A 26841-nucleotide genomic window follows, 5' to 3' on the forward strand; every position below is an offset into this window, starting at 1 on the left:
CCGCTCCTCGCGCGCGCCTCAGAGGGCGCAGCACTGCAAATCGAACTCCACGTCCTCGCTCACCTGGGTCGGGCGTGCCTCGGGGCCGCCGCTGGTGAGGAAACGTACCGTGAACCGATGGCGTCCCGCGCTGATCTCCGGGAACATGGGCGCGGTGGACGGGATGAAGACCCGGATCATCTGGTAGGGCACCGCCGGGTCGATGTTGCGCTGGAAGAACCCGGCCGCGGCCAGCTCCCGGCTGGGGCGGGCGCTCTGGCGGATGAGCCGCAGGCTGACCGTGATGGCCTCCCGTACCAGATCAAAGGCGCCGAGCCAGGCCTGGAGCTGGACCACCCGCTCCTCGGCCGGCCGCTCGAGCCAGTACTGGTAGGCCGGGATGTCGAAGCTGCAGGTCCCGGCGGGGATGGTGCTGCGCTGGCGCACGGCCGACAGCAGCTCGTTCTGGCGCAGCTCGGAGCCGGGGACGCTGTCCACCGCGCGCAGGGCGAGCAGGGGTTGCCGGACCTCGTCCAGCGCCCGGTCCAGCCGTTCCAGGTCCACCCCGCGGTTGCTGCGCAGGCCCTCGAGCTTCCCCACGTGGCGCTCAAGCTCCTTGATGAGCTCCGCCTTCAGGTCCGCGCGGGTGAGCAGGGCGAGGATGTCGAGCGTCGCCTCGAGGCTCGACCGGCTGTCCCAGGTGCTGGACCCCTCGAGCCGGTAGGACGCCCGATCGAAGAGGAACTCCAGGCGGAGCATCGCCCGGATCCGCTCGTTCAGCGGCTGCTCGTATGCCGTGTGGCGGGCTTTCTGCACCGACCGTTCCCCACGCTGCGCCGGGCCTCGCGTGCGGAGGCCCCGAACGAGCCGAGTGGCCCGAAATTCTCCCCTATCGTCCCTCCGGCCGCAAACTGGCCTGGGCCAGACGGCGGTAGCGGTGGTGCAGGGCCTCGACCTCGCGGCGCAGACGCGCCTCGGCGCCCGTGTTGCGCACCACGTCGTCGGCGGCGGCGAGGCGGACCGCCCGGGGGGCCTGGGTCCGTATGATCGCGCGGGCGGCCTCGGGCGTCACGCCGTCCCGGGCGCAGACCCGCTCCACCTGGAGCGGCTCGGGGGCGTCCACGACCAGCACCCGGTCCACCAGGTTGCGCTGGCCGCTCTCCACGAGCAGCGGGATGACGAGCAGGCAGTACTCCGCGTCCGCGTCCGCGGCCCGGGCGAGGGCCTCCATGCGGGCCCGGATGCGCGGGTGCAGGATGGCCTCCAGGCGCGTGCGGGCGGTGTCGTCGGCGAAGATGCGGGTGCGCAGGCGAGCCCGGTCGAGCCGGCCGTCCGGGCCGAGCACCCCCGGCCCGAAGGCGGCGGCGACCTCGGCGAGGGCCGGCGTGCCCGGCTCCACAACCTCGCGCGCCACAAGGTCCGCGTCGATCACGGGGACCCCGAGCGAGGCGAAGATCTCGGCGACCGTGCTCTTCCCCGACCCGATCCCTCCGGTCAGCCCGATGCGCAGGTGGCAGGCCAAGGCGAGGTTTCCCTCCTCAGGCCACCGCGCCGAGGTAGGCCTCCGCGAGGCGGCTGCCCCAGAGCAGCGCGGCCCAGCCCCCGAGCGCCAGGTAGGGGCCGAAGGGGATGGGGACGTTGCGGTCGTGGCCCCGGAACAGGATGAGCGCGACGCCCACCAGCGCCCCGCCGAGCGAGGCAAGCAGCACGATCACGGGCAGGGACTGCCAGCCGAGCCAGGCGCCCAGCATGCCGAGCAGCTTGAAGTCGCCGTACCCCATGCCCTCCTTGCCCGTGAGGAGCCGGAAGGCGTGGTAGACGGTCCAGAGGAGACCGTAGCCCGTGATGGCGCCGAGGACGCTCGCCTCGAGCGGCGCGAAGAGTCCGCCGAGGTTGAGCGCCACGCCGACCCAGAGCATCGGCACGGTGATGACGTCGGGGAGGATCTGCTCGTCCAGGTCGATGAAGGCGAGGGCGACGAGGGCCCAGGTGAGGACGAGGGCCGCCGCGGTCTGCGCGCTCGCCCCGAAGCGCCAGGCCACCGCGACGGAGAGGAGCGCCGTCAGCGCCTCGACCAGGGGGTAGCGCAGGGGGATGCGGGTCTTGCAGGCGCGGCAACGCCCGCGGAGCCAGAGGAAGCTCAGGATCGGCACGTTCTCCCAGGCAGAGATGGGGTGCCCGCAGTGGGGGCAGCGCGAGCGAGGGACGACCAGGTCGAAGCGCTCGGCCGCCGGCGCGGGGACGGCATCCTCTCCCGCGAGCGCGGCACACTCCGCCTGCCAGGAGCGTTTCAGCATCACCGGCAGGCGGTGGATGACCACGTTGAGGAAGCTCCCGACCACGAGGCCGAGGAGCCCGGTGACGGTGTAGAGCGCCGCCGGCTCGCCCGCCAGCCAGGAGAGGGCCTCGTTCAATCGGGTTCGCCTCTGCGCCTCTGCGCCTCTGCGGTGAATTCCCGGCCGCCGCCTCAGATCACCTCGCCCATCTTGAAGATGGGGAGGTACATGGCGACGACCAGCCCGCCGATGACGACGCCGAGGACCGCCATGATGATCGGCTCCATCAGGCTCGAGAGCGCGTCGACCAGATTGTCGACCTCCGCCTCGTAGAAGTCCGCGACCTTGGCGAGCATCTGGTCGAGCGAGCCCGACTCCTCGCCGATGGACACCATCTGCACGACCATGTTCGGGAAGAGTCCGCTCTCGCGCATCGTCGCCTGCAGCTGCGTGCCCGTGGCGATGTCGTCGCGCATCTTCAGGATCGCCCGCTCGTAGACGACGTTGCCCGAGGCGTGGGCGACGGACTCCATCGCCTCGACGAGCGGCACGCCGGCCGCGAACATCGTGCTCAGCGTGCGCGCGAATCGCGCGATGGTCCCCTTCATCTGGAGCTCGCCGAAAAGCGGCACCTTCAGGGACAGCCGGTCCAGCAGGTCGCGCAGGCCGCGCGAGCGCTTGCGGCCCTCGATGAATGCGAACACCCCGATGCCGACGGCCCCGAAGATGGCCCACCAGTACTCGACGAAGAAGTCCGAGATATGGATGACCATCTGGGTCATCGCCGGCAGGTCGCCGCCGAAGCTCGTGAACAGGGAGGCAAACTGCGGGATCACGAAGATCATCAGGATCGCCGTGATCACGAAGGCCACCACCATGATGGCGGCCGGGTAGAACATGGCCTTCTTGATGCGCGCCTTCAGCGCCTCCGTCTTCTCCTTGTACGTGGCGATCTTGTGCATCAACTCCTCGAGGATACCGGCGTGCTCGCCGGCCCGCACGAGGTTGACGTAGAGGTCGTCGAACTGCAGCGGGCGCTTCGCGAGCGCGTCGGCGAGGTTATTGCCGGACTCCACGTCGGACTTCACCCCGAGGATCAGCTCCTGCATCGAGGGGTTCTCGTGCCCCCGGCCCACGATCTCGAAGGACTGCACCAGCGGCACGCCCGCCGAGAGCATGGTCGCGAGCTGGCGGCTGAAGATGGCGATGTCCTTCGGGGTGATCTTCTTCTTGCCCGCGAGAGAGAGCAGCGAGCGGGGCTTGCGGCGGACCTTGATGGGGTTGACGCCCTGGCGACGCAGCAGCGCCTTCACGAGGGCGTCGCTGCTGCCGGACATCTCGCCCTTCACGCGTTTGCCCGCGCGGTCCGTCCCCTCCCACAGGAACATGTCCTGCTTCATTGCCGTTTGGGCCATGGCTCGCTACTCCAGGGTCACGCGATTGATTTCTTCGAGGCTGGTGATGCCGTTCCGCACCTTCAGGAGCCCGGACTGGCGGATGTCCCGGATGCCCTCGCGGCGCGCCTGATCCGCGAGCTCCATGGCGTTACGGTTCTCCATGATGAGCCGGCGCATGCCCTCCGAGACCGGCATCACCTGATAGATGCCCACGCGCCCCTTGTAGCCCTCGTTGCAGCGGTCGCAGCCGACCGCGCGGAAGACGGTCATCCCGCTCTCCACGTCCTCCGGCGAGAAGCCTTCGGCGAGGAGCCCGTCGCGGGGGATGTCCACCGGCGCCTTGCAGTGGGGACAGAGCCGCCGGGCGAGCCGCTGGCCGATGATCACGTTGACCGCCGTCGCCACCGCGAAGGGCTGCACGCCCATGTCCACCAGGCGCGTGAGGGTCTGGGGGGCGTCGTTGGTGTGCAGGGTGGAGAGTACCAGGTGGCCGGTCTGCGCGGCCTTGACCGCGATGGACCCGGTCTCGAAGTCGCGGATCTCGCCGACCAGGATGATGTCCGGGTCCTGGCGCAGGAAGGCCTTCAGGGCCTTGGCGAAGGTCATCCCGGTGCGCTCGTCCATCTGCACCTGGTTCACCCCGGGCAGGTTGATCTCGACCGGGTCCTCGACCGTGGAGATGTTGCGGTCGGCGGTGTTGAGGATCCCCACCCCGGTGTAGAGCGACACGGTCTTGCCGCTGCCGGTCGGGCCGGTGACCAGGAACATCCCGTAGGGCTTCATGATCTGCTCGAGGAAGATCTTCTTCTGGTCCTCCTCGTAGCCGAGCATGTCGATGCCGAGGAAGGCGCTCGACGGGTCCAGGATACGCATGACCACCTTCTCTCCCCACAGGGTGGGGCAGGTGCTCACGCGGAAGTCGATGGCCTTGTTGCGGGAGAGCTTCAGCTTGATGCGCCCGTCCTGGGGGACGCGCCGCTCGGAGACGTCCAGGCGCGCCATGACCTTGATGCGCGCCGCCATCTTCCCGGCCAGCGCGATCGGCGGCTTGCTCGTCTCGTGGAGCACGCCGTCCATGCGCAGGCGCACCCGGTAGTACTTCTCGTAGGGCTCGAAGTGGATGTCGGACGCACCCCGGCGGATGGCGTCCAGCATCGTCTTGTTGACGAACTTGACGACCGGGGCGTCGTCGACCTCGGCCGAGGAGACGTCCTCCTCGCGGTGGTCCTCGCCGACCTCCAGCCCCTCGAGGTCGCCGAAGTCCTCGCCGGCGGTGAGGTCCTGGAGGCTCGTGTCGTTCGCCTCCATCGCCCGCTCGATGGCCCGGGAGAGCTTGTCCTCCTCGACCAGGATCGGCTCCGTGGTGATCCCCACGTGGAACTTGATCTCGTCGAGGGCCTGGATGTTGGTGGGGTCGGAGACCGCGAGGTACAGGCGGTTCGCCCGCCGGAAGATGGGCAGCGCGTGGTGGCGGGTGATGAGCTTCTCGTCGACCAGGCGCATCACGTCGGGGTCGGGGTCGATGGCCTGGATGTCCACCAGCGGCACCCCGAACTCCTGGGAGGCCGAGTGGGCGATGTCCTGGGCGCTCGCGAGCTTGTGGGACACCACGTAGGCGACGAAGGGCATCTTCTGCCGTGCGGCCTCATCGGTGGCGGAGACCGCCTCGGGCTCGCCGATGAGCCCGTCCTGCACCAGCCTGCGGGCGAGTCCGCCGAGGTGAAGCCGGGACGTGAAAACGGCCATGTTCTGGGGTGCCTGCCGGTGAGTAAGCTCTGGCTAATGGTAGTTGAGCGGTCCGGCGCCGCCAACGACGGCGCGGCCGATCCCGCTGGGAGATCGGCCGCTTGCCGCCCGGACTTGAGTCCGCGGGTGCGAAAGGGGCCTCAGCCCCCCTCGCGAGGGCCCCGCTCGAAGGTGAACTGCCCGCCCTGGACCTGCACCTCCACCGTGTCCCCGGGGACGAAGCGCCCGGCCAGGATGGACTGGGCCAGCGGGTTCTCGAGCTGGCTCTGGATCGCCCGCTTGAGCGGGCGCGCGCCGTACACGGGGTCGAAGCCCGCCTCGGCGATGAGGTCGAGCGCGGCCTCGGAGACCGCGAGGTCGAGCCGCGCGTCCTGCAGCCGCCGGCGCAGGAGCTCCAGCTGGATGCGGGCGATGTCCCGGACCTGCTCCCGCCCGAGGGGGTGGAAGACCACGATTTCGTCGATGCGGTTCACGAACTCCGGCCGGAAGTGGTGCGCGAGGATCTCGAGCACCGCCGCCTTCATGGTCTCGTAGCGCTCCTCGCCGGCCATCTCCTGGATGCGCTGGGAGCCCAGGTTCGAGGTCATCACCACGACCGTGTTGCGGAAGTCCACGGTGCGGCCGTGGCCGTCCGTGAGCCGCCCGTCGTCGAGCACCTGGAGGAGCACGTTGAAGACGTCCGGGTGGGCCTTCTCCACCTCGTCGAGCAGGATGACCGAGTAGGGCCGGCGGCGGATGGCCTCGGTCAGGTGCCCGCCCTCCTCGTAGCCCACGTAGCCCGGGGGGGCCCCGATCAGGCGGGCCACCGAGTGCTTCTCCATGAACTCCGACATGTCCACCCGCACCATCGCCTCCTCGGTGTCGAAGAGGAACTCGGCGAGCGCGCGGGTCAGCTCGGTCTTGCCGACGCCGGTGGGCCCCAGGAAGAGGAAGGAGCCGATGGGACGCTTGGGGTCCGAGAGTCCCGCCCGGGAGCGGCGGATGGCGTCCGAGACCACCCGCACCGCCTCGTCCTGGCCCACCACCCGGCGGTGGATCGCCTCCTCCATGTGCAGCAGCTTCTCGCGCTCGCCCTCCAGCATCTTCGACACCGGGATGCCGGTCCACTTGGAGACCACCTCGGCGATCTCCTCCTCGGTCACGCGGTTACGCAGGAGCTGCATGTCCTTCGTCTCGGCCTGCGTGGCCTGGTCCAGGCGCTTCTCCAGCTCGGGGATGCGCCCGTAGGCGAGCTCGCTCATCTTCGCCAGGTCCCCGGCGCGGCGCGCCGCGTCCATCTCCACCCGCGCGCGCTCGAGCTCCTCCTTGATGTGCTGTGCGCCCTGCAGGCTCGCCTTCTCGCTCTTCCAGACCTCCTCCAGGTCGGAGTACTCGCGCTCGGTGTCGCGGATCTCCTCCTCGAGCGCCGCCAGGCGCTGGCGGGAGGCCTCGTCGCGCTCCTTGCGCAGGGCCTCGCGCTCCATCTTGAGCTGGATGAGGCGCCGGTCGAGCCGGTCCATCTCCTCGGGCTTGGAGTCCATCTCCATGCGGATGCGGCTCGCGGCCTCGTCCACCAGGTCGATGGCCTTGTCCGGCAGCTGCCGGTCGCTGATGTAGCGGTGGGAGAGGGTGGCCGCGGCGACGATGGCGGGGTCCGTGATGTCCACGCCGTGGTGGACCTCGTAGCGCTCCTTCAGGCCGCGCAGGATGGCGATGGTGTCCTCGACGTTCGGCTCGCCCACGTAGACCTTCTGGAAGCGGCGCTCCAGGGCCGCGTCCTTTTCCACGTACTTGCGGTACTCGTCGAGCGTGGTGGCGCCGATGGCGTGCAGCTCGCCCCGGGCGAGTGCCGGCTTCAGCATGTTGCCGGCGTCCATCGAGCCCTCGGCCTTGCCGGCGCCCACCACCGTGTGCAGCTCGTCGATGAACAGGATGACCTGCCCCTCCTGCTTGGCCAGGTCCTTCAGCACCGCCTTCAGCCGCTCCTCGAACTCGCCCCGGAACTTCGCCCCCGCGATGAGCGCGCCCATGTCGAGGGAGAGCACGCGCTTGTGCTTGAGGCCCTCGGGGACCTCGCCGTTCACGATGCGCTGGGCAAGCCCCTCCACGATGGCGGTCTTGCCCACGCCGGGCTCGCCGATCAGGACGGGGTTGTTCTTGGTGCGGCGCTGCAGGACCTGGATGGTGCGCCGGATCTCGTCGTCGCGCCCGATGACCGGGTCGAGCTTGCCCGCTTCGGCGCGCTCGGTGAGGTCGATGGTGTACTTCTCGAGCGCCTTGCGGCCCTCCTCGGCGTTCGGATCCTCCACCCGCTCGCCGCCCCGGGTCTTGTCGATGGCGCGCTCCAGGGCGTCGCGGGTGAGCCCGGCCGCCCGCAGGATCTCGCCAAGCCGGCCCCGGTCCTCGAGCGCGGCCAGCGCGAAGAGCTCGCTCGAGATGTACTGGTCCTTCCTCTGCTGGGCGAGCTTGTCGGTGAGGTTGAGGAGCTTGCCGAGGTCGTTCGAGGGGATGACCTCGCCGCCCGTGCCCTCCACCCGCGGCAGGCGGTTCAGGGCCTGGGTGAGCTGGTTGCGCAGCGCCGCGACGTCGACCCCGGCCTGGGCGAGGAGCGGGCGCACGGTGCCGCCCTCCTCGTCGAGCAGGGCGGCCATCACGTGGACCGGCTCCAGGTACTGGTGATCGCGCCCCACGGCGAGGCTCTGGGCATCCGCCAGGGCCGACTGGAACCGGGTCGTCAGCTTGTCCATCCGCATCGGTGTCGCTCCTCAACCGGGGCCGCGGCGGCCCTTCACTCCCCGTAACGTGAGGGTGAGACGGGAGCTTTCAAGAGCGGAAATGGGGACATTCTGCTTTTCCCGTCTAGCACCCACCTTCCCGAACGCTCGGGTACCCGGGCTCTGAATAGGCGTTGTCGGTGATGGGAAAAGCAGAATGTCCCCATTTCCCCATTTCACCCCTCAATCACCGCCTTCAGCCGCGCCAGGCACTCGGGTGCGCCCAGCTCGGCGCAGGCGATGGGCGGGAAGGTGCGGATGCGGGCCCGGCTGCGCAGGAAGGGGGCGAGGGTCACGTGGCGCTCGGCCCGGATGCCCTCCACGCGGGCGGGGACGACCGGGCAGCGCACCTGGGCCGCGAGCCAGGCGACGCCAGGCTTGAGCGCGCGGGGCGGGTCGGACTCGAGGTGGATCCGGCCGTGGGGGAAGAGGGCCACCGCCTCGCCGGCCTGCAGCGCCCGGAGTGCCGCGCGCAGGGCCTGCTCGGGCCGGGCTCCCCGGTCCACCGGGATGCAGCCGGCGGCCCGGAAGAGCCACTGCAGGCCCCAGCGCTCGTACTGCTCCCGGGCGATGAGGAAGCGCAGGGGGCGCCGGCTCGCGGCCACGAGGAGCAGGGGATCGAGCCCCGAGACGTGGTTGGAGGCGAGGAGCACCGGACCGCGGTCCGGAAGGGGGAGCCAGACCTCCGGGAGCCGGTGGTAGCGGCGGCAGAGCAGGCGGTTCAGCCCGTCCAGGCGGTTCAGCCAGGGTCCGCCCCAGTCCGGCCCGCGGTGGGCGTCGACCGTGCGCCACAGCCCGCTGCCGAGCAGGAGCAGGACCAACACCAGGACGAGGACTGCGAGCGCAGTCAGGGCGAGGCCCGTGGTCACGGCCGCTCCAGCTTGGCGGGCCGGGCGGGCCGGGCGGGGGAGTCGCTCGCGTCCCCGGGGTTGGGGGCGATCCAGACCAGGGTGGCGATGCGCCCGGTCACGCCGTCCCGGCGGTAGGAGTAGAAGCGCTCCCCGTCCCCGTAGGTGCAGAGCCCGCCGCCGTAGACCTCCCCGACCCCGGCGCGGGCGAGCCGCCGGCGGGCGAGGGCGTACATGTCCGCGAGCCAGTGCCCGGGGCGTCCGCTCGGGGTAAAGGCGCCCGCGGTCCCCGGGTCGGGGGCGAGGAAGGCCTCGCGCACCTCCTCTCCCACCTCGTAGGCCTCGGCTCCGATGCCGGGCCCGAGCCATGCCAGGACCTCCCCGGGCGGTCGCCCGAGGGCTGCGAGGGTCGCCTCGAGCACGCCCGCCGCGAGGCCCCGCCAGCCGGCGTGGGCGGCTCCGACCCGGGAGCCGTCCCGGGTGCAGAAGAGCACCGGCAGGCAGTCCGCCGTCAGCACCGCGCAGACCGGCCCCGGCCGCTGAGCGACGCTCGCGTCGGCCTCCGGGGCCGTGGGCAGGCCTCCCCGGTCGGCGCCGGCGTCGACCACGACCGCGCCGTGGACCTGGGCGAGCCAGGCGGGCTCGGCGGGCAGGCCGAGCCGGGAGCGAAGTGCGGCCCGGTTCTCGGCCACCCGTTGCGGGTCGTCCCCCACATGGGTCGCGAGGTTGAAGGAGGCGTAGCGCCCCGAGCTCGCACCACCCCCCCGGGTGGTGGTGACAGCGCGCACCCCCGGCGGCGCCGGCCAGTCGGGCAGAAGGGTCAGGGTCACCGGCGCCCCCGCACGGTGCGGCCCCCCCCGGTCCCGTCCCCGGGCGGATCACCCCGAGCCCCCTCGGGGGGCGCCGCGGCGAGGCCCGGGTGGAGGTCCTCTGCGAGGGAGCGGAGCAGGGCGCGCAGGTCGGCCGGGAGGGGCGACTCCCACGACATTGGGCTCCCGGTCGCGGGGTGGGTGAGCTCCAGGCGGGCGGCGTGCAGGGCCTGGCGGCGGAAGGCGCGCAGCGCCCCGGCGAGCTCGGGGCTGCACCCTGCCGGGATGCGCAGCCGGCCGCCGTAGACCGGGTCGCCCACGAGGGGGTGGTGCAGGGAAGCCAGGTGCACGCGGACCTGGTGGGTCCGCCCGGTCTCCAGACGCACCCGCACGTGGGTGTGGGCCCGGAACCGCGCCACCACCCGGTAGTGGGTGACCGCCGGGCGACCGCCCGGGACCACCGCCATGCGGGTGCGGTGGCGGGGGTCGCGCCCGATGGGGGCGTCGACCGTGCCGCCGCCGGTCAGCACCCCCGTGGCGACGGCCTCGTACTCGCGCACCACGGAGTGCTCGCGCAGCTGCTCCACGAGCGAGCGGTGCGCCCGCAGCGTGCGGGCGACCACCAGCAGGCCCGAGGTGTCCTTGTCGATCCGGTGCACGATGCCCGAGCGCGGCAGACGGGCGAGGTCGGGGTCCCGGTGCAGGAGGGCGTTCACCAGGGTGCGGTCCGGGTTGCCGGCCGCGGGGTGCACCACGAGACCGGCGGGCTTGTCGACCACCAGCAGGTCGGCGTCCTCGTAGAGGACTTCGACCGGCATCTCCTGGGCCTCCCAGCGCTCGTCGCGGGGAAGGCTGCCGCGGACCTCGATCCAGTCGCCGCCCCGAACCGGGTCCCGGGCCCGCAGGGGCCCGCGGTCGCACTGCACCCGGTCCTCGCGCAGCCACTGCTGGAGCCGGGTGCGGGAGAAGTCCGGCAGGAGCGCGGCGAGCGCGCGGTCCAGACGCAGCCCGGCCAGCTCGGCCGGGACCTGGACCCGGATGGGCTCGAGCTCCGTCATCCCTCGTGCTTGGTCCCGAGACCCGCCCTGCGATACCCTACGCGCATGATCCTGCGACACCTTTCCGCGATGGTCCTGGTGAGCCTGGTGGCCCTGAGCGCCGGCTGCGGCATGCTCCCCGAGAAGAGCGACGAGACGCGCGACTGGTCGGCCCAGAAGCTCTACTCCGAGGCCCGCGGCGCGCTGAACGACGGGAACTACTCTCAGTCCGTCGGTTACTACGAGAAGCTAGAGGCGCGCTACCCGTTTGGCAAGTACGCCCAGCAGGCCCAGCTCGAGATCGCCTACGCATACTACAAGGACGAGGAGCCCGATTCCGCCCTCGCGGCCCTCGACCGCTTCATCAAGCTGAACCCGCGCCACCCCAACATCGACTACGCCCTCTACCTGAAGGGGCTGGTGAACTACAACCGCGGCCAGGGGCTGGTGGAGCGCTTCCTCCCCGTCGACCCGGCCGACCGCGACCCCGGCGCGGCGCTGCAGTCCTTCGAGGACTTCTCGCAGCTGGTGCGCCAGTACCCCGAGAGCAGCTACGCCGAGGACGCCCGCCAGCGCATGCTCTACCTGCGCAACAACCTGGCGCTGCACGAGCTGCGGGTCGCGAAGTACTACATGCGCCGCGGCGCGTACGTGGCCGCCGCGAACCGGGCCAAGTACGTGGTGGAGAACTACCCCCGCACGCCGGCGGTCCCCGACTCCCTCTCGGTGCTGGCGAAGGCCTACCGGGAGCTCGGGTTGAAAGAGTTCGCGGACGACGCTATGCGGGTGCTGCGCACCAACCACCCCGAGCACCCCGGGGTCTCCGAGGCCGGCCGCACGCTCGGCGACGGCTGACCCGGCGACGGCTGACTCGGCGACGGCTGAGGGCTGCCCCCGGCCGCCTCAGGGGGTGTAGAGCTCAGAGCGCGTCGAGGTCGCTCTCCCCGGTCCGGACCCGGACGACCCGCTCGACCGGAGTCACGAAGATCTTCCCGTCGCCGATCTTGCCCGTGCGCGCCCCGCGCACGATGGCTTCGATGCAGGCGTCGACCCGCTCGTCGGCCACCACGGTCTCGATGCGGATCTTGGGCAGGAAGTCCACGACGTACTCGGCGCCCCGGTAGAGCTCCGTGTGGCCCTTCTGGCGCCCGAACCCCTTCACCTCGGTCACCGTCATCCCGGTGACCCCGATGGCCGTGAGCGCCTGGCGGACGTCGTCGAGCTTGAAGGGTTTGATGACAGCCTCGATACGCTTCATCCGGTTCTCCCCCGCTGGCGGGTGATGGGTCGGGCTTGGCCCGAGGTGGCTGACTGGTCAGGCTTGGCCCGAGGTGGGTGATGATCAGGCTGAGCCCGAGGTGGGTGACTCGTCAGGCATAGCCCGAGGTGATCGGGTAGCGGCGGTCGCGCCCGAAGGCCCGATGGCTGATCCGCACGCCCGGCGCAGCCTGGCGCCGCTTGTACTCGTTGCGGTTGACCATGCGCACCACCCGCTCGACCGTGGCGGCGTCGAAGCCGGCGGCCACGATGTCCTCCGGGCAGCGGTCCTGCTCCACGTAGAGCTCCAGGACCGCGTCCAGCACGGGGTAGGGCGGCAGGCTGTCCTGGTCCCGCTGGTCCGGCGCGAGCTCGGCGGAGGGCGCGCGCTCGATGACGCGCCGGGGAATGACGGGCACGGGGCGGTTGCGCCACTCGGCGAGCCGGTAGACCAGCATCTTCGGCACGTCCTTCAGCGGCGCGAAGCCCCCGGCCATGTCCCCGTAGAGCGTCGCGTAGCCGACGCCCAGCTCGCTCTTGTTGCCGGTGGTGAGGACCAGGTCCCCGCTCTTGTTGGAGATCGCCATCAGGATGATGCCGCGGCAGCGGGCCTGGATGTTCTCCTCGGTGACGTCGCGGGGCAGGCCGGCGAAGGTCTCCCGGAGCGCGGCGAGGAAGGCCTCGAAGGGCCCCTCGATGGAGATGGTGTGATGGCGCACGCCGAGGGCCTCGGCCTCGGCGAGGGCGTCCTCGACGCTCATGGGCGCGGTGTAGCGCGAGGGCATCAGCACCGCCCGCACCCGCGCCGGGCCGAGGGCGTCGACGGCGAGGGCGAGCGTGAGCGCCGAGTCGACGCCCCCCGAGAGCCCGACGGCGACCCCGGGGAAGCGGTTCTTCTCCACGTAGTCCCGGATCCCCGCGGTGAGCGCCCGGTAGACGCTCTCCTCGACCGGCAGGGGCTCGACGACCGCCCCGGGCCGCAACCGCACCGGCGGGCCGGGTTCGACCTCGAGGGGATGGAGGCCCTCCACGAAGGAGGGCGCCCGCAGGGCCACCGCGCCGTCGGCGTCCACGGCGAAGGAGGCGCCGTCGAAGACCAGCTCGTCCTGCCCCCCCACGAGGTTGACGTAGGCGATGGGGACTCCGTTCTCCCGGGCCCGGCGCACGAGGACCTCCTCGCGCTCGGCCTCCTTCCCCACGTGGTAGGGCGAGGCGTTCAGGTTCAGGACGAGGCGCGCGCCCGCGGCGACCGCCTGGCGCACGGGGGCCTCGGTCCAGACGTCCTCGCAGATCGTGAGCCCCACCGGCAGCCCGTCGAGGTCGAAGACGCAGGGCGCGGTGCCCTCGCGGAAGTAGCGCTTCTCGTCGAAGACGCTGTAGTTCGGCAGGCTCTGCTTGTAGTAGCGGGCGGTGATATGGCCGCCGCGCAGGAGCGCGCCGGCGTTGTAGACGCCCTCGGGCGTGTGCTCGGGGTAGCCGAGGACGACGTCGATGCCCTGCACCTCGCGGGCGACCGAGGCGAGGGCCCGCTCCACCCGGGGGTAGAGCCCGGGGCGTAGCAGCAGGTCCTCGGGCGGGTAGCCGGTGAGCGTCAGCTCGGGGAAGACGACCAGCCGGGCGCCGAGGCGCTCGCGGGCCTCGCGCGCGCTCGCGACGACGCGCCGGGCGTTGCCGTCCACGTCCCCGACCAGGAGGTCGACCTGGGCCAGTGCGATGCGGAGGGTGGGCCCCATCGGCTTTCGACCGCAGCGGCGCGGAGGCTGCGGGCCGTCCTAGGCGCGCAGGGCCTCGGCCATCCGCCGCCCGATGTCCGCCGGCGAGCGCGTGGTCACGACCCCGGCGTCCTCGAGCGCGGCGAACTTGGCCGCCGCCGTGCCGGTCGAGCCGGCGATGATGGCCCCTGCGTGCCCCATGCGCCGGCCGGGAGGCGCGGTGACCCCTGCGACGTAGGCAACCACGGGCTTGCTCACGTGCTCGCGGATGTACTCCGCGGCGGACTCCTCGGAGTTGCCGCCGATCTCGCCCACCAGGACGATGCCCTCGGTCCTGGGGTCCGCCTCGAAGAGGGCGAGACAGTCGATGAAGCCGATGCCGTGGATCGGGTCACCCCCGATGCCGACGCACGTGCTCTGGCCGAGGCCGAGCGCGGTGGTCTGGTAGACCGCCTCGTAGTTGAGCGTTCCCGAGCGCGAGATGATGCCGACGACCCCGGGGCGGTGGATGGCCCCGGGCATGATCCCCATCTTGCAGGCGCCCGGGGTGACCACGCCGGGGCAGTTCGGGCCGATGAGCCGGGCCTCCGGGTACGCCGCGAGGGCGGCCTTGGCGGCCAGCATGTCCAGCACCGGGACGCCCTCGGTGATGCAGACGATGGTGCGGATCCCGGCGTCCGCCGCCTCGAGGATGGCGTCGGCGGCGTGGGCCGCGGGGACGTAGATCATGCTCGCGTCCGCCCCGGTCTCGCGCACCGCCGCGTGCACGGTGTCGAAGACCGGCAACCCCAGGTGGCGCTGCCCGCCCTTGCCGGGGGTCACCCCGCCCACCAGGCGCGTCCCGTAGGCGAGGGCCTGCTCGGAGTGGAAGGTCCCCTGCTTGCCGGTGAAGCCCTGGCAGATGACGCGGGTGTCACGGTCGACGAGGATCGACATCTAGATCTCCTGGCCGCGGGGCCTCGGCTCGTTCACCTTCAACCACTCGCACCCTGCGCTGCGGCGATCGCCTTCAGCGCGGCGTCGGTCAGGTCGCTCGCGGTGACGAGCGGCAGCCCGCTCTCGGCCAGCAGCGCGAGGCCCTGCTCGGCGTTGGTGCCCTCGAGGCGCACGACGAGGGGACGGTCGACCCCCACCTCGCGGACCGCGCTCACCACCCCCTGGGCGATCAGGTCGCAGTGGACGATGCCGCCGAAGATGTTGACCAGGATGGCCTTCACCTTGTCGTCCGAGAGGATGAGCTTGAAGGCCTCGGCGACCCTCTCTGCCGTGGTCGCGCCGCCCACGTCGAGGAAGTTCGCGGGGGAGCCGCCGTGCAGCTGGATCAGGTCCATCGTCGCCATGGCGAGACCCGCCCCGTTGACCATGCAGGCGATGTCGCCGTCGAGCGCGATGTAGTGGAGGTTGAAGCGCCGCGCCTCGGTCTCCCGGGGGTGCTCCTGGGTGGTGTCGCGCAGCTCCGCCAGGCCCTTCTGGCGGTAGAGCGCGTTGTCGTCCAGGTGGGCCTTGGCGTCGAGCGCCAGCAGCTCGCCCGAGGTCGTCACCGCGAGCGGATTCAGCTCGAGGAGGCTCAGGTCCCGCTCGTGGAAGGCCCGCACCAGCCGCGGCAGGAGCGCTGCGAGCGCCTTGCGCGCGCCCTCGTCCAGGCCGAGGGCGAAGCCGATGCGCCGGGCTTGGTAGGGCTGCAGCCCTGCGGCCGGGTCCACCGGGACGCGCAGGACCGCCTCGGGGTTCCGGGCCGCCACCTCCTCGATCTCCATGCCGCCCGCGGCGGAGGCGATGAGGGTCAGGCGCTCGCGCTGCCGGTCCACCAGCAGCGCCAGGTAGAGCTCCCGGGCGATGGCGGCGGGGGCCTCGACGAGGACCCGGTGGATGGGCTGGCCCGCGGCGCCGGTCTGGTGCGTCACCAGGCGCGAGCCGAGGAACTCGGTGGCGACCGCCTTCAGGGCGGCGAGCCCCGTGACCTTGCGCACCCCGCCGGCCTTGCCGCGGCCCCCGGCGTGCACTTGTGCCTTGACGACCCAGTGGTCGCCGCCGAGCGTCAGGGCGGCGGCCCGGGCCTCCTCGGCCGTGGTCGCGACGATGCCCTGGGGTACGGCGACCCCGTAGGTGGAGAGGAGTTTCTTGGCCTCGAATTCGTGTAGGTGCACCGGATCACGCCTGGCCGCGCGGGGATCGCCCTGGTATTGTCATGGAAAGCCTGCAGGCGCGCAAAGTCCCGCCCCAGCGAGCGTGTCCGACCCCGTCCCCGCCGCCCCCTCCACCCTCGAGCCGGAAGCGCCCCGGAGGGACGTCCGCGACACCTGGCGCCCGTTGCGCCTCTTCAACCTGTACCGCGCCGTGGTGGCTGGCCTCTTCGTGGGGATGGTGGTCGTCGACGTGCCGCCAAGGGCGCTGAGCGACCGGGACCCCGCACTCTTCTTCTATACGGCCCTCGCCTACCTCGCCTTCTCCGTGCTGAGCAGTGTCGCGATCGCGCGGCGCCGGCCGCGCTTCGAGACGCAGGTGCGGGTGCAGGTGCTGGGGGACATCGTCGCCATCGCGCTGCTGATGTACGCGAGCGGGGGGGTCGCGAGCGGGTTCGGGCTGCTGATGGTGGTGGCGGTCGCGGGGGGGAGCATCCTCACCGCCGGGCGCACCGCCGTGCTCTTCGCCGCGCTCGCCGCCATCGCGGTCCTCGTGCAGGAGGCGCTCACCGGCGGCGGGCCGCGCTCGGAGGCGGCCTACACCGAGGCCGGGGTGCTCGGCGCGGCGCTCTTCGCCACCGCCTGGATCGCCCACTTCCTCGGGCGGCGGGTGCGGGAGAGCGAGGCGCTGGCGCGCCAGCGTGGGCTCGATCTGGCGAACCTCGCCCGCCTGAACGAGCACATCCTGCAGCGCATGCAGTCCGGGATCCTGGCCGCGGGCCCGGACGGGCGGGTGCGTCTCGCGAACGAGTCCGCGCGCCGTCTGCTGGGGCTCCCCCGGCTCGACGCCGGTGCCTCGCTGCAGAGCGCCTCCCCGGAGCTGGCCGCCCTGGTGGAGGACTGGCGCCAGGACCGGGGCGTTGCGTCCCGCACCTTTCGCCCCCGGGGCGCCGGGGTGGAGATCATCGCCTCGCTCGCGGCCATCGAGCAGCCGGGCCCGCCGGCCGCGCTGGTGTTCCTCGAGGATCTGGCGAACGTCACCCAGCGGGCCCAGCACATGAAGCTCGCCTCGCTCGGGCGCCTCGCCGCCAGCATCGCGCACGAGGTCCGCAACCCCCTGGGCGCCATCAGCCACGCCGCGCAGCTCCTGCAGGAGTCGCCGGGGCTCGCCGAGCCGGACCAGCGGCTCACGCGGATCATCCGCGAGCAGTCCCAGCGCCTGAACGCGGTCATCGAGAACGTGCTCCAGCTCTCCCGCCGGCGCGACGCGGACCTCCAGCGCTTCGCCCTCGGGCCCTGGCTGGAGGCGCTCGTCGCCGACCTCTCCCGCCAGCGGGGACTCGGTGCGGAGGACGTGGTGACGGAGGTGGCGCCGCCGGAGCTCGAGGTGCGCGCCGACCCGAGCCAGCTTCAGCAGGTCGTCCACAACCTCTGTGAGAACGGCCTGCGCTACGCCAGCGCGCGCCCGCTGCTCCGCCTGCGGGCGGGGGTGAGCGCCCGGACCGAGCGGCCCTACCTCGAGGTCTGCGACAGCGGGCCGGGGCTCTCCCCCGAGGCGGTGCAGCACCTCTTCGAGCCGTTCTTCACGACCGAGAGCCAGGGCACCGGCCTCGGGCTCTACATCGCCCGGGAGCTCTGCGAGGCCAACCAGGCCGTGCTCGAGCACCTGGGCAGCGGGCCGGGCGGGCACTGCTTCCGGATCACCTTCACCCACCCGTCCCGAAGGGCCACACTGAGCGCATGAGCCGGCCCCGCGCCCTGGTCGTCGACGACGAGCCCGACATCCGGGAGCTCCTGGCCATCACGCTCGAGCGCATGGGCATCGAGGCGCTCGCGGCCGAGGACCTCGCCCGCGCCCGGGCGCGGCTCGCGGAGGGGGCCTTCGACCTCTGCCTCACCGACATGCGCCTGCCGGACGGCAACGGCATCGACCTCGTCCGGCACATGCAGCGGGTCTGCCCGGCGACCCCGGTCGCCGTCATCACCGCCCACGGCAATGTCGAGAGCGCGGTCGAGGCGCTGAAGGCCGGTGCCTTCGACTTCGTCTCCAAGCCCGTGGACCTGCAGGTCCTGCGCAACCTGGTGTCCACGGCGCTGCGGCTCTCGGGGACGCGCGCGAGCCCCCGCCGGGAGCTCGTCGGGGACTCGGCGCCGATGCAGGCGGTGCGCGCCCTCATCGCCCGGCTCGCCCGGAGCCAGGCGCCCGTGTACGTGAGTGGCGAGTCCGGGACCGGGAAGGAGCTGGTTGCCCGGCTCATCCACGAGCAGGGGCCGCGGGCTGAGGGGCCCTTCGTCCCGGTCAACTGCGGGGCGATCCCCGAGGACCTGATGGAGAGCGAGCTCTTCGGCCACAAGAAGGGCAGCTTCACCGGGGCGCTCGCCGACCGGCCCGGTCTCTTCCAGGCGGCGAGCGGGGGCACGCTGTTCCTGGACGAGGTGGCCGACCTGCCGCTCCACATGCAGGTCAAGCTCCTGCGGGCGATCCAGGAGAAGTCGGTGCGCCCGGTCGGGGCCCAGGCCGAGGTGCCGGTCGACGTCCGGATCCTGAGCGCGACCCACAGGGACCTGGCGGCGCTGGTCCGCGAAAGCCGCTTCCGCCAGGACCTCTTCTACCGCATCAATGTGATCGAGTTGCGGGTGCCGCCCCTGCGGGAGCGCCCGGAGGACATCCCGCAGCTCGCCGGGCACGTCCTGGGGCGGCTCGCGGAGCGGACCGGTGACCCCTGTCCCGCGCTATCCCGGGAGGCCCTCGCGGCGCTCGCGGGCTACCGATTCCCCGGCAACGTCCGGGAGCTCGAGAACCTCCTGGAGCGTGCCCTCGCACTCTGCGACGGCGAGGTGATCCGGCCGGAGGACCTCGGGATCCCGGGTGGCGAAGGGGTGGCCGCCGGTGGGGCGGGTGGGCCGGGGCAGTCGAGCGAAGGCGCCGTCCCCGGCGGAGCGGGGGAGGGGCGGGCGGCAGGTCTCGACCCGCTGCTCGATCAGATCGAGCGCGACGCGATCCTGAAGGCGCTGGAGCAGACCGGCGGCAACAAGACCGCCGCGGCGAAGGTGCTGGGGATCACCTTCCGGGCGCTGCGGTATCGGCTGGAGAAGCTGGGGTTGGGGTAAGGTTGTGGGAGGCGCGCCCCGCGCCGACTGCCACAACCCCGAGCCGTAGCCGCGAGAGGTCGGTCTCCTCCAAGATGCCCTGTCACCGATAAGTGACGCTCCACGTCACTCTAAGTGCCGTAGTGCGTCACCTCAGCCGCGGGCCAAGGTCGGACTCCAGCCGGCCCTAGACGCATGTCGAGCGAGAATTCCCTTGGTTTTTCTCCGTCTCGGGCGAGTGCGTCGCGCCTGGCACGTCCCCTGCTACCTAAAGCCCAGGGCGAGGCAGCCGACACACCTCACGACGTGAGCAGCCGGCACGGCCGACCGAGGACCTCCGACAGCGGCCGCCCAGACCCTGAAAGCGTCACGACAATATTCCGGGTCCCTATCCGAGGAGTTCAAGATGAGACGCATACAGCAAGGCTTCACCCTGATCGAATTGATGATCGTCGTGGCGATCATCGGCATCCTGGCCGCGATTGCGATTCCGGCGTATCAGGACTATACGGTGAGAGCGAAGGTGACGGAAGGCATCGGCTTTGCCGCTGCAGCGAAGGCCGCGGTTTCCGAATTCTACATTTCCCAGGCAGCAATGCCTGGTGACGCCTCCGCCGCCGGCTTCTCGACCACCGTGACTACCGCCAAGATCCAGAGCCTCGGTTATTCGCAGACTAGCAGCACGGTCGGCGCTATCACGGTCACCTTCAACGAGCTAGGAGGAAGTACTGCCGGCCAGACCCTGGTCTTTACGGGAACAGGTAGCGCTAACGGTGTTTCCTGGGACTGCAAGACTGGTGGGACCTTGCCTGGGAAGTATCGCCCCGCAAACTGTCGCTGATCCGTTGCGCTTGCGGAGTATTTCGCAAGTACGGGCCGGGGAGGCCACTCGTGCCTCCCCGGCCGTTCTTTTTTGGGTGGTTAGATCAGCGCGCCAGAATGAACCTAGCCCGCTCCGTTCGCTGGACGGTTGCACCAATCCTCTTCTTCGCACTTGCTCTCGCAGTCTATTGGCCAGGCCTGCAAGGTGGCTTCGTTTTTGACGACTATCCCAATCTCGTAAACAATTCCGCCCTGCACATCCAGTCTCTCGATCGGGAGAGTCTTCTTGATGCCGCCCTTTCGGCACCGGACGGAAGTGGCTCGCGACCGCTTAGCATGCTGACCCTCGGCCTGAATCACTATGCGGCGGGCCTGGAGCCCTGGTCCTACAAGCTAACCAACGTTGTCATCCACGGGATCAACGGCTTACTTGCGGCAATGTTTGTCTACATCCTGCTACTAGCGGCCAGTTCGCAGGACACCGAGGCTGTCCGGCGCCGAGCGGCCTGGGTGGCATGCATCACAGCGGCGGCCTGGGTTCTCCACCCCATCGCTCTCACTAGCGTTCTCTACGTCGTTCAGAGAATGACAAGCCTCTCCGCCACCTTCGTCCTCCTCGGTCTCGTTGCCTATTCCTGGGGCCGTTGGTGGATGATCAGGGGAGACGAAAAAGGCTGGGCCCTCGTAGTTGCAGGTCTTTTGTGCTTGCCTTTGGCGGTACTCTCCAAAGAGAACGGCATTCTGCTTCCTGTATACTGGTTCATTTTAGAAGTTGTATTCTTTCGCTTTCATTCACCTCGCGTGCGGACACGACTTGCGCTGCAGGCGCTTTTTGCGCTGTTACTCCTTGTGCCTGCAGTGGTTCTCTTCCTCTTCCTGCTCGCCAACCCGGAATGGCTTTCACAGACCTACGACTCGCGGGACTTTACGCTGGACGAGCGACTTTTGACGCAGACGCGTGTTCTATGGACATACGTCGGCTTGATACTCCTTCCGAGCGTGTCCCGTATGGGCCTTTTTCACGACAACTACTTAGTCTCGATGTCCTTGTTCGAGCCGATGACTACAGCGCTGGCATTCATTGCCTGGGTCGCGCTGATAGTCACGGCCATAGTGTGGCGTCGACGTGCGCCAGTCGCTGCCTTCGCGGTCCTCTTCTTCCTGGCCGGGCATACTATCGAGTCTACGGCCCTGGCGCTGGAGATGTTCCACGAGCACCGAAATTATCTCCCAAGCCTTGGCATTCTGCTCGCCGCAATCTCCTCTATCGTAACGGAAGAAGCCGGAGTGGACACCCTGCGCGCTCGGCAGTTGGGAGCGGTGGTGCTCATTCTTCTCTTGGGCCTGCTCACCGTATCCCGGGCTACCCATTGGGCAGACCCCCTGACCCTCAGCGAGGTGGAGTTGGCGCACAATCCGGACTCCGCGCGTACTGCTTATACAGCTGGCGTAGCGTGGGCCGCCATCGCGGAACTGGGAGCCCCTGATGCACGAAGTAAGCGAGAGGCCCGGGCGAAGGAACTCATCGGCCGCAGCCTCTCTATTGACCCGGACAAGGTGGAAGCATTGGCTGCGCTAGTGATTCTCAATGCAAAGCGGGGTAGCCTGTCTCCTGATGACCTTTGGGACCGACTGATAGTAGAGGGTCGGCGGGTACGATTGAACGCGAGCGCGGTGGACGGTTTGTCCACGCTGTTCCGATGTGCGCAAAAGGGTTCATGTCAGCTACCAAATGGCTTCCCAATGGTGTTTACCGAGGCTTTGCTCGCCAACCCCTCTTTGAAAGGGCGGTTCGGTGCGATCGTCCTGAGTAGTCTGAGCGACTTTTTCTGGCATGTAGAGAATGATTACGGCGCTGCTTATCAGCTTGCCGTGAAAGCTGCGGAAGCGGCTCCTCGGGAGGTTGTACCTCGACTGAATCTAGCCAGGATGCTTGCCGCTGCTGGACTTGACGAAGCGGCGCAAGAGGCCCTGGACGATGCTCGAGAGCGAGACTCGCTTGGCCGGTATTCCAGAGAACTAAAGGACATCGAAGGTCAGCTGAAGGGCAAAGGCATTATTCCCGATAGGGGGATCGACCTGCAGTGGCAGGCCGCTCCTACGGGAGCCCAAAGAGTTGCCCCGAGACCGGCGAGCCAAGTGTTATGAGTAATCTCAGAGTGGGCTTGCCGCCGGAGCATTCTTAGCGTAGCTGCGAGGAGAGTAGTGGCATGAGTGGGAGGCCGGAATCCTTAAGCATCGTATTGCCGGCCCGCAATGAGGCGCAAGGCCTTGCTCGCGTGCTTCCAGAGCTAGCTCGCTACTTCCCTGGGGCCGAGATCCTGGTAGTAGACGATGGGTCGACTGACGATACGGTAAAGGTATGCCACGCGGCGGGTGTCCACGTCGTGTCGCATCCATATTGTCTCGGCAATGGAGCCGCCATCAAGTCCGGGGCGAGAAATGCGCATGGTGATCTCCTGATCTTCATGGACGCCGATGGCCAGCATGACCCTGCCGACGTCGGGCGTCTGCTGGAGAAGCTGCAGCAGGGATACGAGATGGCCGTGGGCGCGCGTGTGGCTGAGACGCACGCTTCGTCGGCTCGGCGCGTGGCTAACATGCTCTATAACCGGCTTGCCTCCATCATGACTGGCTACCAGATCGAGGACCTCACGTCTGGGTTTCGGGCCGTTCGAGCCCGCCACTTTCGCAAGTTCCTGTACCTGCTCCCGAACGGCTTTTCGTACCCCACCACCAGCACCATGGCGTTCTTCCGCTCGGGGCTGCCGGTCGCTTACGTGTCCGTGCGTTCTCAGCGAAGGGAGGGCCAGAGCAAGATTCGGTGGTTGCGCGACGGTGTTCGCTTTTTTGTGATCATTTTGAAGATTGGGGCGCTTTTTTCGCCGATGCGCCTCTTCCTTCCAGTGAGCGCCGGGCTATTTGGAGTTGGTCTCTTATATTATGCGTATACGTACGTTACGCAAGGGCGATTTACGAACATGGGCGCGGTTCTGATTTTGTCATCCTTATTCATGTTCATGATGGGTATCTTGTCGGAGCAGGTCTCGTCTCTGCACTACAGGGCGGCCGACCTCGATCAAAGGCGTACGGTTCGCGACGCGCCAGAGTAGAACGCACTCCCGAGTCTCGCCGTGAAGGCTCGCGGCCGCATCCTTTCCGTGGCTACAACGCTTCCCCGCTGGGCGAATGACGAAACGCCCCGCTTCGTCCTGGATCTTGCCATCGAGCTGAATCAGCAAGGCTGGGACGTTACGGTGCTCGTGCCTCACGCGCCGGGGGCCGCTGTAAGCGAGATCCTCGAGGGGGTGTGTGTAGAACGCTTCCGTTACCTGTGGCCAGAGCGGCTGGAGACGCTAGCCGACCAGAGCGGGGTGCTTGCGAGGCTGCGGGCGAACCGATGGGAAGTCGTGAAAATCCTCCCCCTTGTGCTAGCCGAGCTCGCATCCGTGGCAAGGCGCCTCGCTCGCGGAGGGTATGATCTCCTGCACACGCACTGGATCCTCCCGCAGGGTCTCGTCGGAGCCTTGAGCGCACGGCCTCTGCGAATTCCGCATGTCCTGACAGTACACGGGGGGGACGTGTTCGGTATGGGCGGTCCGGTCATGAGCGGTCTGAAGCGGCTGGCGCTCGGTTGGGCCGACGCAGTAACGGTGAACAGCTCTGCGACACTGCGTGCAGTGAGGGAACTGGCGCCCGGTCTGGCGAGTGTCCACCGCATACCCATGGGCGTGAGCGTCGCAGGGCCGGATAGGAATAGTGAACCGGTGCAGTCGTTGCGCCAACAACTCCGGATGGGTAACGGCCCACTGCTTGCGTTTGTCGGCCGCCTGGTTCCGGAGAAGGGGGTGGACGATTTCCTTGCGGCCATCGCGGAGCTTGCCCCGGTGCTGCCTGACGTTAGGGGTGTCATCATCGGCGATGGCGCCGGGCGGGCGGCATTCGAGCGTCGGGCCAGGGAGCTTGGGCTAGCAGAGAGGGTGGCTTTCACCGGCTGGCAGCAGCCCGAGAGTGTGCGAGCCCATTTGGCGGCGGCGGACGTTTTCGTCGGTCCGTCGCGGCGGTCCCCGAGCGGGTGGACCGAGGCTCAGGGCATCGTATTCCTCGAAGCGCTGGCTGCGGGGACGCCGGTTGTAGCCTCGAGGGCGGGCGGAATCGGGGACGTGATTCAGGACGGGGAGACGGGGTTGCTTGTTGACGAGGGGGAACCTGAGCAGATTGTGGCTTCGGTTCAGCGACTTGTGGCGCACCCGGATTTTGCGGCGGGGTTGGCGAAGCGGGGCCGCGCTCGGGTGGTCAGGGATTTCTCGAAGGAAGCTACCGGCAGCGCGTTCGCAGGACTCTTTGAATCACTCATTCGAAGCAGACGGGCGATCGACTCACAAAGGGCCTTGTAGGCACGATTTCTAAGGCAGAGGACTAGCCTGACGCTCATGAGGGCGTGCGACGCACCCCGGCGCATGTAAGGTACTTTCACGCTAACGCTAGCACAGCCCTGCCGGCGGGGAGCGAGAGGGTAACGCATCCGGGCCGAGAGCATGCGAGTCGGTAGTCTGGCGCTCGCCTTCATTCGGAGCGCTCAAGGATTCGTCTAAACACCTCCCGATAGCCATCTAACATTCGGCTTTGGGTATAGCGCTGCTCGACGACCATACGGTTGTGCAGGCCCATGGCGCGGGCGCGGTCGCGATCGCGCGCGAGGGTGCGGAGCGCGGCGGCGTACGCCTTCGGGTCGTCTGCGGGGCAAAGAAGTCCGCCGACTCCGTTTACCACCGGCTCGGCATTCGATGGTATGTCACTCGCCACTATCGCTAGCCCGCTGGCCATCGCCTCCAGAAGTGAGAGGCTCAGGCCTTCCCTTATACTGGGTAGAAGCAGCGCGTGGAAGCGATGATAGAGCGCAGGCATGTCGGCATAAGGTACTCGGCCGACCGGCGTGAGGTCGGTCCATCCCGGATCAGAAATGCCGGCTCTGGCTCCGGCGGTATAGTAAATTTCGATATCTGGCCCGGCCAGGCGGGCGATCTGCGGGAGAAGATGTGCGCCCTTGCGGCGGCTGAGGTTGCCGCTAAAAAGCACGCGAAGGGGGCCTTGTGTGAGGAAGCTCTCCGACGGTCGAAAGCGAAAGGAGTCGACACCGTTTGGAACTACCACGATCGGCCGCGTGTAGTTCATGTGTCTTCGTATTAGATCAGCAGTGGATGTGCTGACCGCAGTGACGACCGTCGCCCGGCGCAGAGCGAGCCGCGTAAAGAAACGCAGGTCGGTGGCGTAATGAATCCGCTGTATCAGCGTGCTCTGTGCCCGAATGGGGCGGTCTAGCACAAAGTTATGGAAGGTCACGACAAGGGGAGTCTCACGCGGGCATAGAAACACCGAGTGATCAGGGGGTGCGTGGACAACGGCCGCGGACCTGTCGCAGTAGCGGCGCAGCATGGGGGGGCAGAATTCCCAGGACGGGGAATAGGTTTGAACGAGGTATCCGGGGATACCTCGACCCAACGTGGCATGCACCACTGCTGCTCCGCTCCCGCGTGGCACGACTCCAAGGATCCTGGGGGGGGGCGCATTCATGCGGAGGCGAAGGGCTCTAGGAGACGGTACAGCGGTGAGCGGTAGCGTACACGGGCGGCACACAGGGCCGACAGGAGGCGGCCGTTCAAGGGCCGGGTTCCAGCGCTGAGGGAGGAGGCGCGCCAGAGCTTCCAGGTGCGAAGGCCTAGGCCAGCGGCCCGGACTGCGATGAGGAACCATTGGCGGGCGAAGACCTCAGCGACCTCTGTGGGAAACGTAGCACGAAGATGCAATAGCCAAAGTTCCGCGGATCGGAGATCAGAGAGGCTGGAGAGGGGGATTGGGTCCCTCAGATGTAGGTGAACCTGGAGCTGCTCGGCCGTGTGGGGGATCCCGAGGGTGCGTAGGTAGGCGGCGCGGATGGCCCGTGCGCTCGTGACTTGAGTACGGTTGTGGGTGCGCGAGACCTGCCGGGGCGAAAGCGTATAGTCAAGCAGCACCTCGGGGACGTTGCCGAGCTGGCATGTCGGTGCAAGGCGGGTCCATAGATCGAAATCCTCGGCATGTGGAAAGTCGGTGCGATAGCCTCCGTACCGCTCGAACACCTCTCGCCGGAGCATTGCCGAAGGATGAAGGAGCGGAGGCTGAAAGAGCAGCTCTGCCCGGATAATCGATGGCTCGGTGGGTGATCGTATCACGCTCCGGGAAAGCGGGGTGACACGACGATACCATGTACCCACAACGTCTAGACCATGGGACTGCATGTATGCACGCTGGCGCTCCAAACGACGGGGGTGCGCCAGGTCGTCGTCGTCCATGCGGGCAAGCCATCGGCCCTGACTGTGCTCGACGAGCAGGTTAAGGGCACTGGCGAGCCCCTCACTCTGATTGCGGCGGAAGACGTGGATGCGGCTATCCGTGCTGGCGAGATGACGCAGCAAATGAGGCGTCTCGTCGGTAGAAGCATCGTCGAGTATAAGAAGCTCGAAATCAGTGATGGTCTGTAGCTGAAGGCTACGGATCGCGCGGCGCAGTGGGCGTGCCCGATTTTGCGTCGGAAGCAGGACACTGATATTCGCACTTGCCTGCGGCATTGTCATGGGCGGGAGCGAGCGACCCGTAAGAGAAGGTCTTCCCAAAGGGGTACGATGCGCTCGGCGCTGTAGTACTCAGCGCGCTCTTTCCCGAGTCGGGAATAGTGGACACGTCGTTCCGGCGATTGCAGAAGCTCATGCAATGCACTCTCGAAGGCGCGCTGGTCACCGTCTGGGACGAGTGCGCCGAACCGCCCCCCGTCCAGTGCCTCGCGCGGCCCGGATGGGCAGTCCATGCTGACGATGGGCACGCCAGCCTGCATCGCTTCGAGTATGGCGAGGGGAAATCCCTCATACTCGGAGCAGAGCCCGAACACGGAGGAGTGGGCGAGCCAGTTAGCCGGGTCCGGTACATGGCCAGGGAGGAACACGGTCTTGTCTACC

General features: G+C 68.9%; 23 protein-coding genes. 7 read left to right on the forward strand and 16 right to left on the reverse strand.

Going from position 1 to position 26841, the window contains the following annotated elements; translation table 11 throughout:
- Positions 1–18 precede the first annotated feature (18 nt).
- From zapD to rluD, 9 genes are all read right to left on the reverse strand, one after another.
- The gene (gene zapD, locus KA217_05340) at positions 19–795 is read right to left on the reverse strand and encodes a cell division protein ZapD (GenBank protein MBP7711875.1); all 777 of its coding nucleotides are present in this window, start codon (positions 793–795) and stop codon (positions 19–21) included.
- 73 nt (positions 796–868) lie between these two features.
- The gene (locus KA217_05345; GenBank protein ID MBP7711876.1) at positions 869–1501 is read right to left on the reverse strand and encodes a dephospho-CoA kinase; all 633 of its coding nucleotides are present in this window, start codon (positions 1499–1501) and stop codon (positions 869–871) included.
- Between the two features lie 16 nt (positions 1502–1517).
- Entirely contained in the window at positions 1518–2393 is an 876-nt protein-coding gene (locus tag KA217_05350; protein MBP7711877.1) for a prepilin peptidase, read from the reverse strand.
- A gap of 53 nt (positions 2394–2446) precedes the next feature.
- Entirely contained in the window at positions 2447–3670 is a 1224-nt protein-coding gene (locus tag KA217_05355; GenBank protein ID MBP7711878.1) for a type II secretion system F family protein, read from the reverse strand.
- A gap of 6 nt (positions 3671–3676) precedes the next feature.
- On the reverse strand, positions 3677–5398 hold the full coding sequence (gene pilB / locus KA217_05360) for a type IV-A pilus assembly ATPase PilB (GenBank protein ID MBP7711879.1): 1722 nt from the start codon (positions 5396–5398) through the stop codon (positions 3677–3679).
- 140 nt (positions 5399–5538) lie between these two features.
- Positions 5539–8130, reverse strand: a complete 2592-nt coding sequence (gene clpB, locus KA217_05365; GenBank protein ID MBP7711880.1) for an ATP-dependent chaperone ClpB — start codon at positions 8128–8130, stop codon at positions 5539–5541.
- A gap of 197 nt (positions 8131–8327) precedes the next feature.
- Positions 8328–8975: a 1-acyl-sn-glycerol-3-phosphate acyltransferase gene (locus KA217_05370; protein MBP7711881.1), complete on the reverse strand. Its 648-nt coding sequence runs from the start codon at positions 8973–8975 to the stop codon at positions 8328–8330.
- 41 nt (positions 8976–9016) lie between these two features.
- Positions 9017–9829, reverse strand: a complete 813-nt coding sequence (gene pgeF, locus KA217_05375) for a peptidoglycan editing factor PgeF (protein MBP7711882.1) — start codon at positions 9827–9829, stop codon at positions 9017–9019.
- Positions 9826–10866 carry a 23S rRNA pseudouridine(1911/1915/1917) synthase RluD gene (rluD, locus tag KA217_05380; GenBank protein MBP7711883.1) on the reverse strand — a complete coding sequence of 347 codons (1041 nt, stop codon included), beginning with the start codon at positions 10864–10866 and terminating at the stop codon, positions 9826–9828. The genes pgeF and rluD overlap by 4 nt, the downstream gene beginning before the upstream one ends.
- Before the next feature lie 45 nt (positions 10867–10911).
- Between rluD and KA217_05385 the strand changes: the two genes are divergently transcribed.
- On the forward strand, positions 10912–11700 hold the full coding sequence (locus KA217_05385) for an outer membrane protein assembly factor BamD (protein MBP7711884.1): 789 nt from the start codon (positions 10912–10914) through the stop codon (positions 11698–11700).
- A 64-nt stretch (positions 11701–11764) separates the two neighbouring features.
- Here the strand turns inward: KA217_05385 and KA217_05390 are convergent, their stop codons facing one another.
- The 4 genes from KA217_05390 to sucC all read right to left on the reverse strand — a co-directional run bounded on the left by KA217_05390 (position 11765) and on the right by sucC (position 15961).
- Positions 11765–12103, reverse strand: coding sequence for a P-II family nitrogen regulator (locus KA217_05390; protein MBP7711885.1), 339 nt, complete (start codon positions 12101–12103; stop codon positions 11765–11767).
- Between the two features lie 112 nt (positions 12104–12215).
- Positions 12216–13835 (reverse strand): NAD+ synthase, encoded by a 1620-nt coding sequence (locus KA217_05395; GenBank protein MBP7711886.1) that lies wholly within the window; start codon positions 13833–13835, stop codon positions 12216–12218.
- Between the two features lie 39 nt (positions 13836–13874).
- Positions 13875–14750, reverse strand: a complete 876-nt coding sequence (gene sucD / locus KA217_05400; GenBank protein ID MBP7711887.1) for a succinate--CoA ligase subunit alpha — start codon at positions 14748–14750, stop codon at positions 13875–13877.
- A 38-nt stretch (positions 14751–14788) separates the two neighbouring features.
- The gene (gene sucC / locus KA217_05405) at positions 14789–15961 is read right to left on the reverse strand and encodes an ADP-forming succinate--CoA ligase subunit beta (protein ID MBP7711888.1); all 1173 of its coding nucleotides are present in this window, start codon (positions 15959–15961) and stop codon (positions 14789–14791) included.
- An 82-nt stretch (positions 15962–16043) separates the two neighbouring features.
- Between sucC and KA217_05410 the strand changes: the two genes are divergently transcribed.
- The 6 genes from KA217_05410 (at position 16044) to KA217_05435 (ending at position 24246) form a co-directional block, all read left to right on the forward strand.
- Entirely contained in the window at positions 16044–17681 is a 1638-nt protein-coding gene (locus tag KA217_05410) for a PAS domain-containing protein (protein ID MBP7711889.1), read from the forward strand.
- Positions 17678–19048, forward strand: a complete 1371-nt coding sequence (locus tag KA217_05415; GenBank protein ID MBP7711890.1) for a sigma-54-dependent Fis family transcriptional regulator — start codon at positions 17678–17680, stop codon at positions 19046–19048. Before KA217_05410 ends, KA217_05415 begins: the two co-directional genes overlap by 4 nt.
- Before the next feature lie 385 nt (positions 19049–19433).
- A complete protein-coding gene (locus KA217_05420) occupies positions 19434–19868 on the forward strand; it encodes a pilin (protein MBP7711891.1) in 435 nt (144 codons plus the stop codon).
- 98 nt (positions 19869–19966) lie between these two features.
- Positions 19967–21997, forward strand: a complete 2031-nt coding sequence (locus KA217_05425; GenBank protein ID MBP7711892.1) for a tetratricopeptide repeat protein — start codon at positions 19967–19969, stop codon at positions 21995–21997.
- A gap of 62 nt (positions 21998–22059) precedes the next feature.
- On the forward strand, positions 22060–22962 hold the full coding sequence (locus KA217_05430) for a glycosyltransferase family 2 protein (protein ID MBP7711893.1): 903 nt from the start codon (positions 22060–22062) through the stop codon (positions 22960–22962).
- 21 nt (positions 22963–22983) lie between these two features.
- Positions 22984–24246: a glycosyltransferase family 4 protein gene (locus KA217_05435; GenBank protein ID MBP7711894.1), complete on the forward strand. Its 1263-nt coding sequence runs from the start codon at positions 22984–22986 to the stop codon at positions 24244–24246.
- Positions 24247–24415: 169 nt separating this feature from the next.
- On the opposite strand, the gene KA217_05440 is transcribed toward KA217_05435, so the two are convergent.
- The 3 genes from KA217_05440 to KA217_05450 all read right to left on the reverse strand — a co-directional run.
- Entirely contained in the window at positions 24416–25363 is a 948-nt protein-coding gene (locus KA217_05440) for a glycosyltransferase family 4 protein (protein ID MBP7711895.1), read from the reverse strand.
- A 56-nt stretch (positions 25364–25419) separates the two neighbouring features.
- On the reverse strand, positions 25420–26463 hold the full coding sequence (locus KA217_05445; protein MBP7711896.1) for a glycosyltransferase family 2 protein: 1044 nt from the start codon (positions 26461–26463) through the stop codon (positions 25420–25422).
- Positions 26460–26841, reverse strand: a 382-nt coding sequence (locus tag KA217_05450) for a glycosyltransferase (GenBank protein ID MBP7711897.1), incomplete at its 5' end; no start/stop codon positions are given. The genes KA217_05450 and KA217_05445, both read right to left, overlap by 4 nt.

Source organism: Gammaproteobacteria bacterium (assembly GCA_017999615.1).
Taxonomy (GTDB): Bacteria; Pseudomonadota; Gammaproteobacteria; order JAABTG01; family JAABTG01; genus JAGNLM01.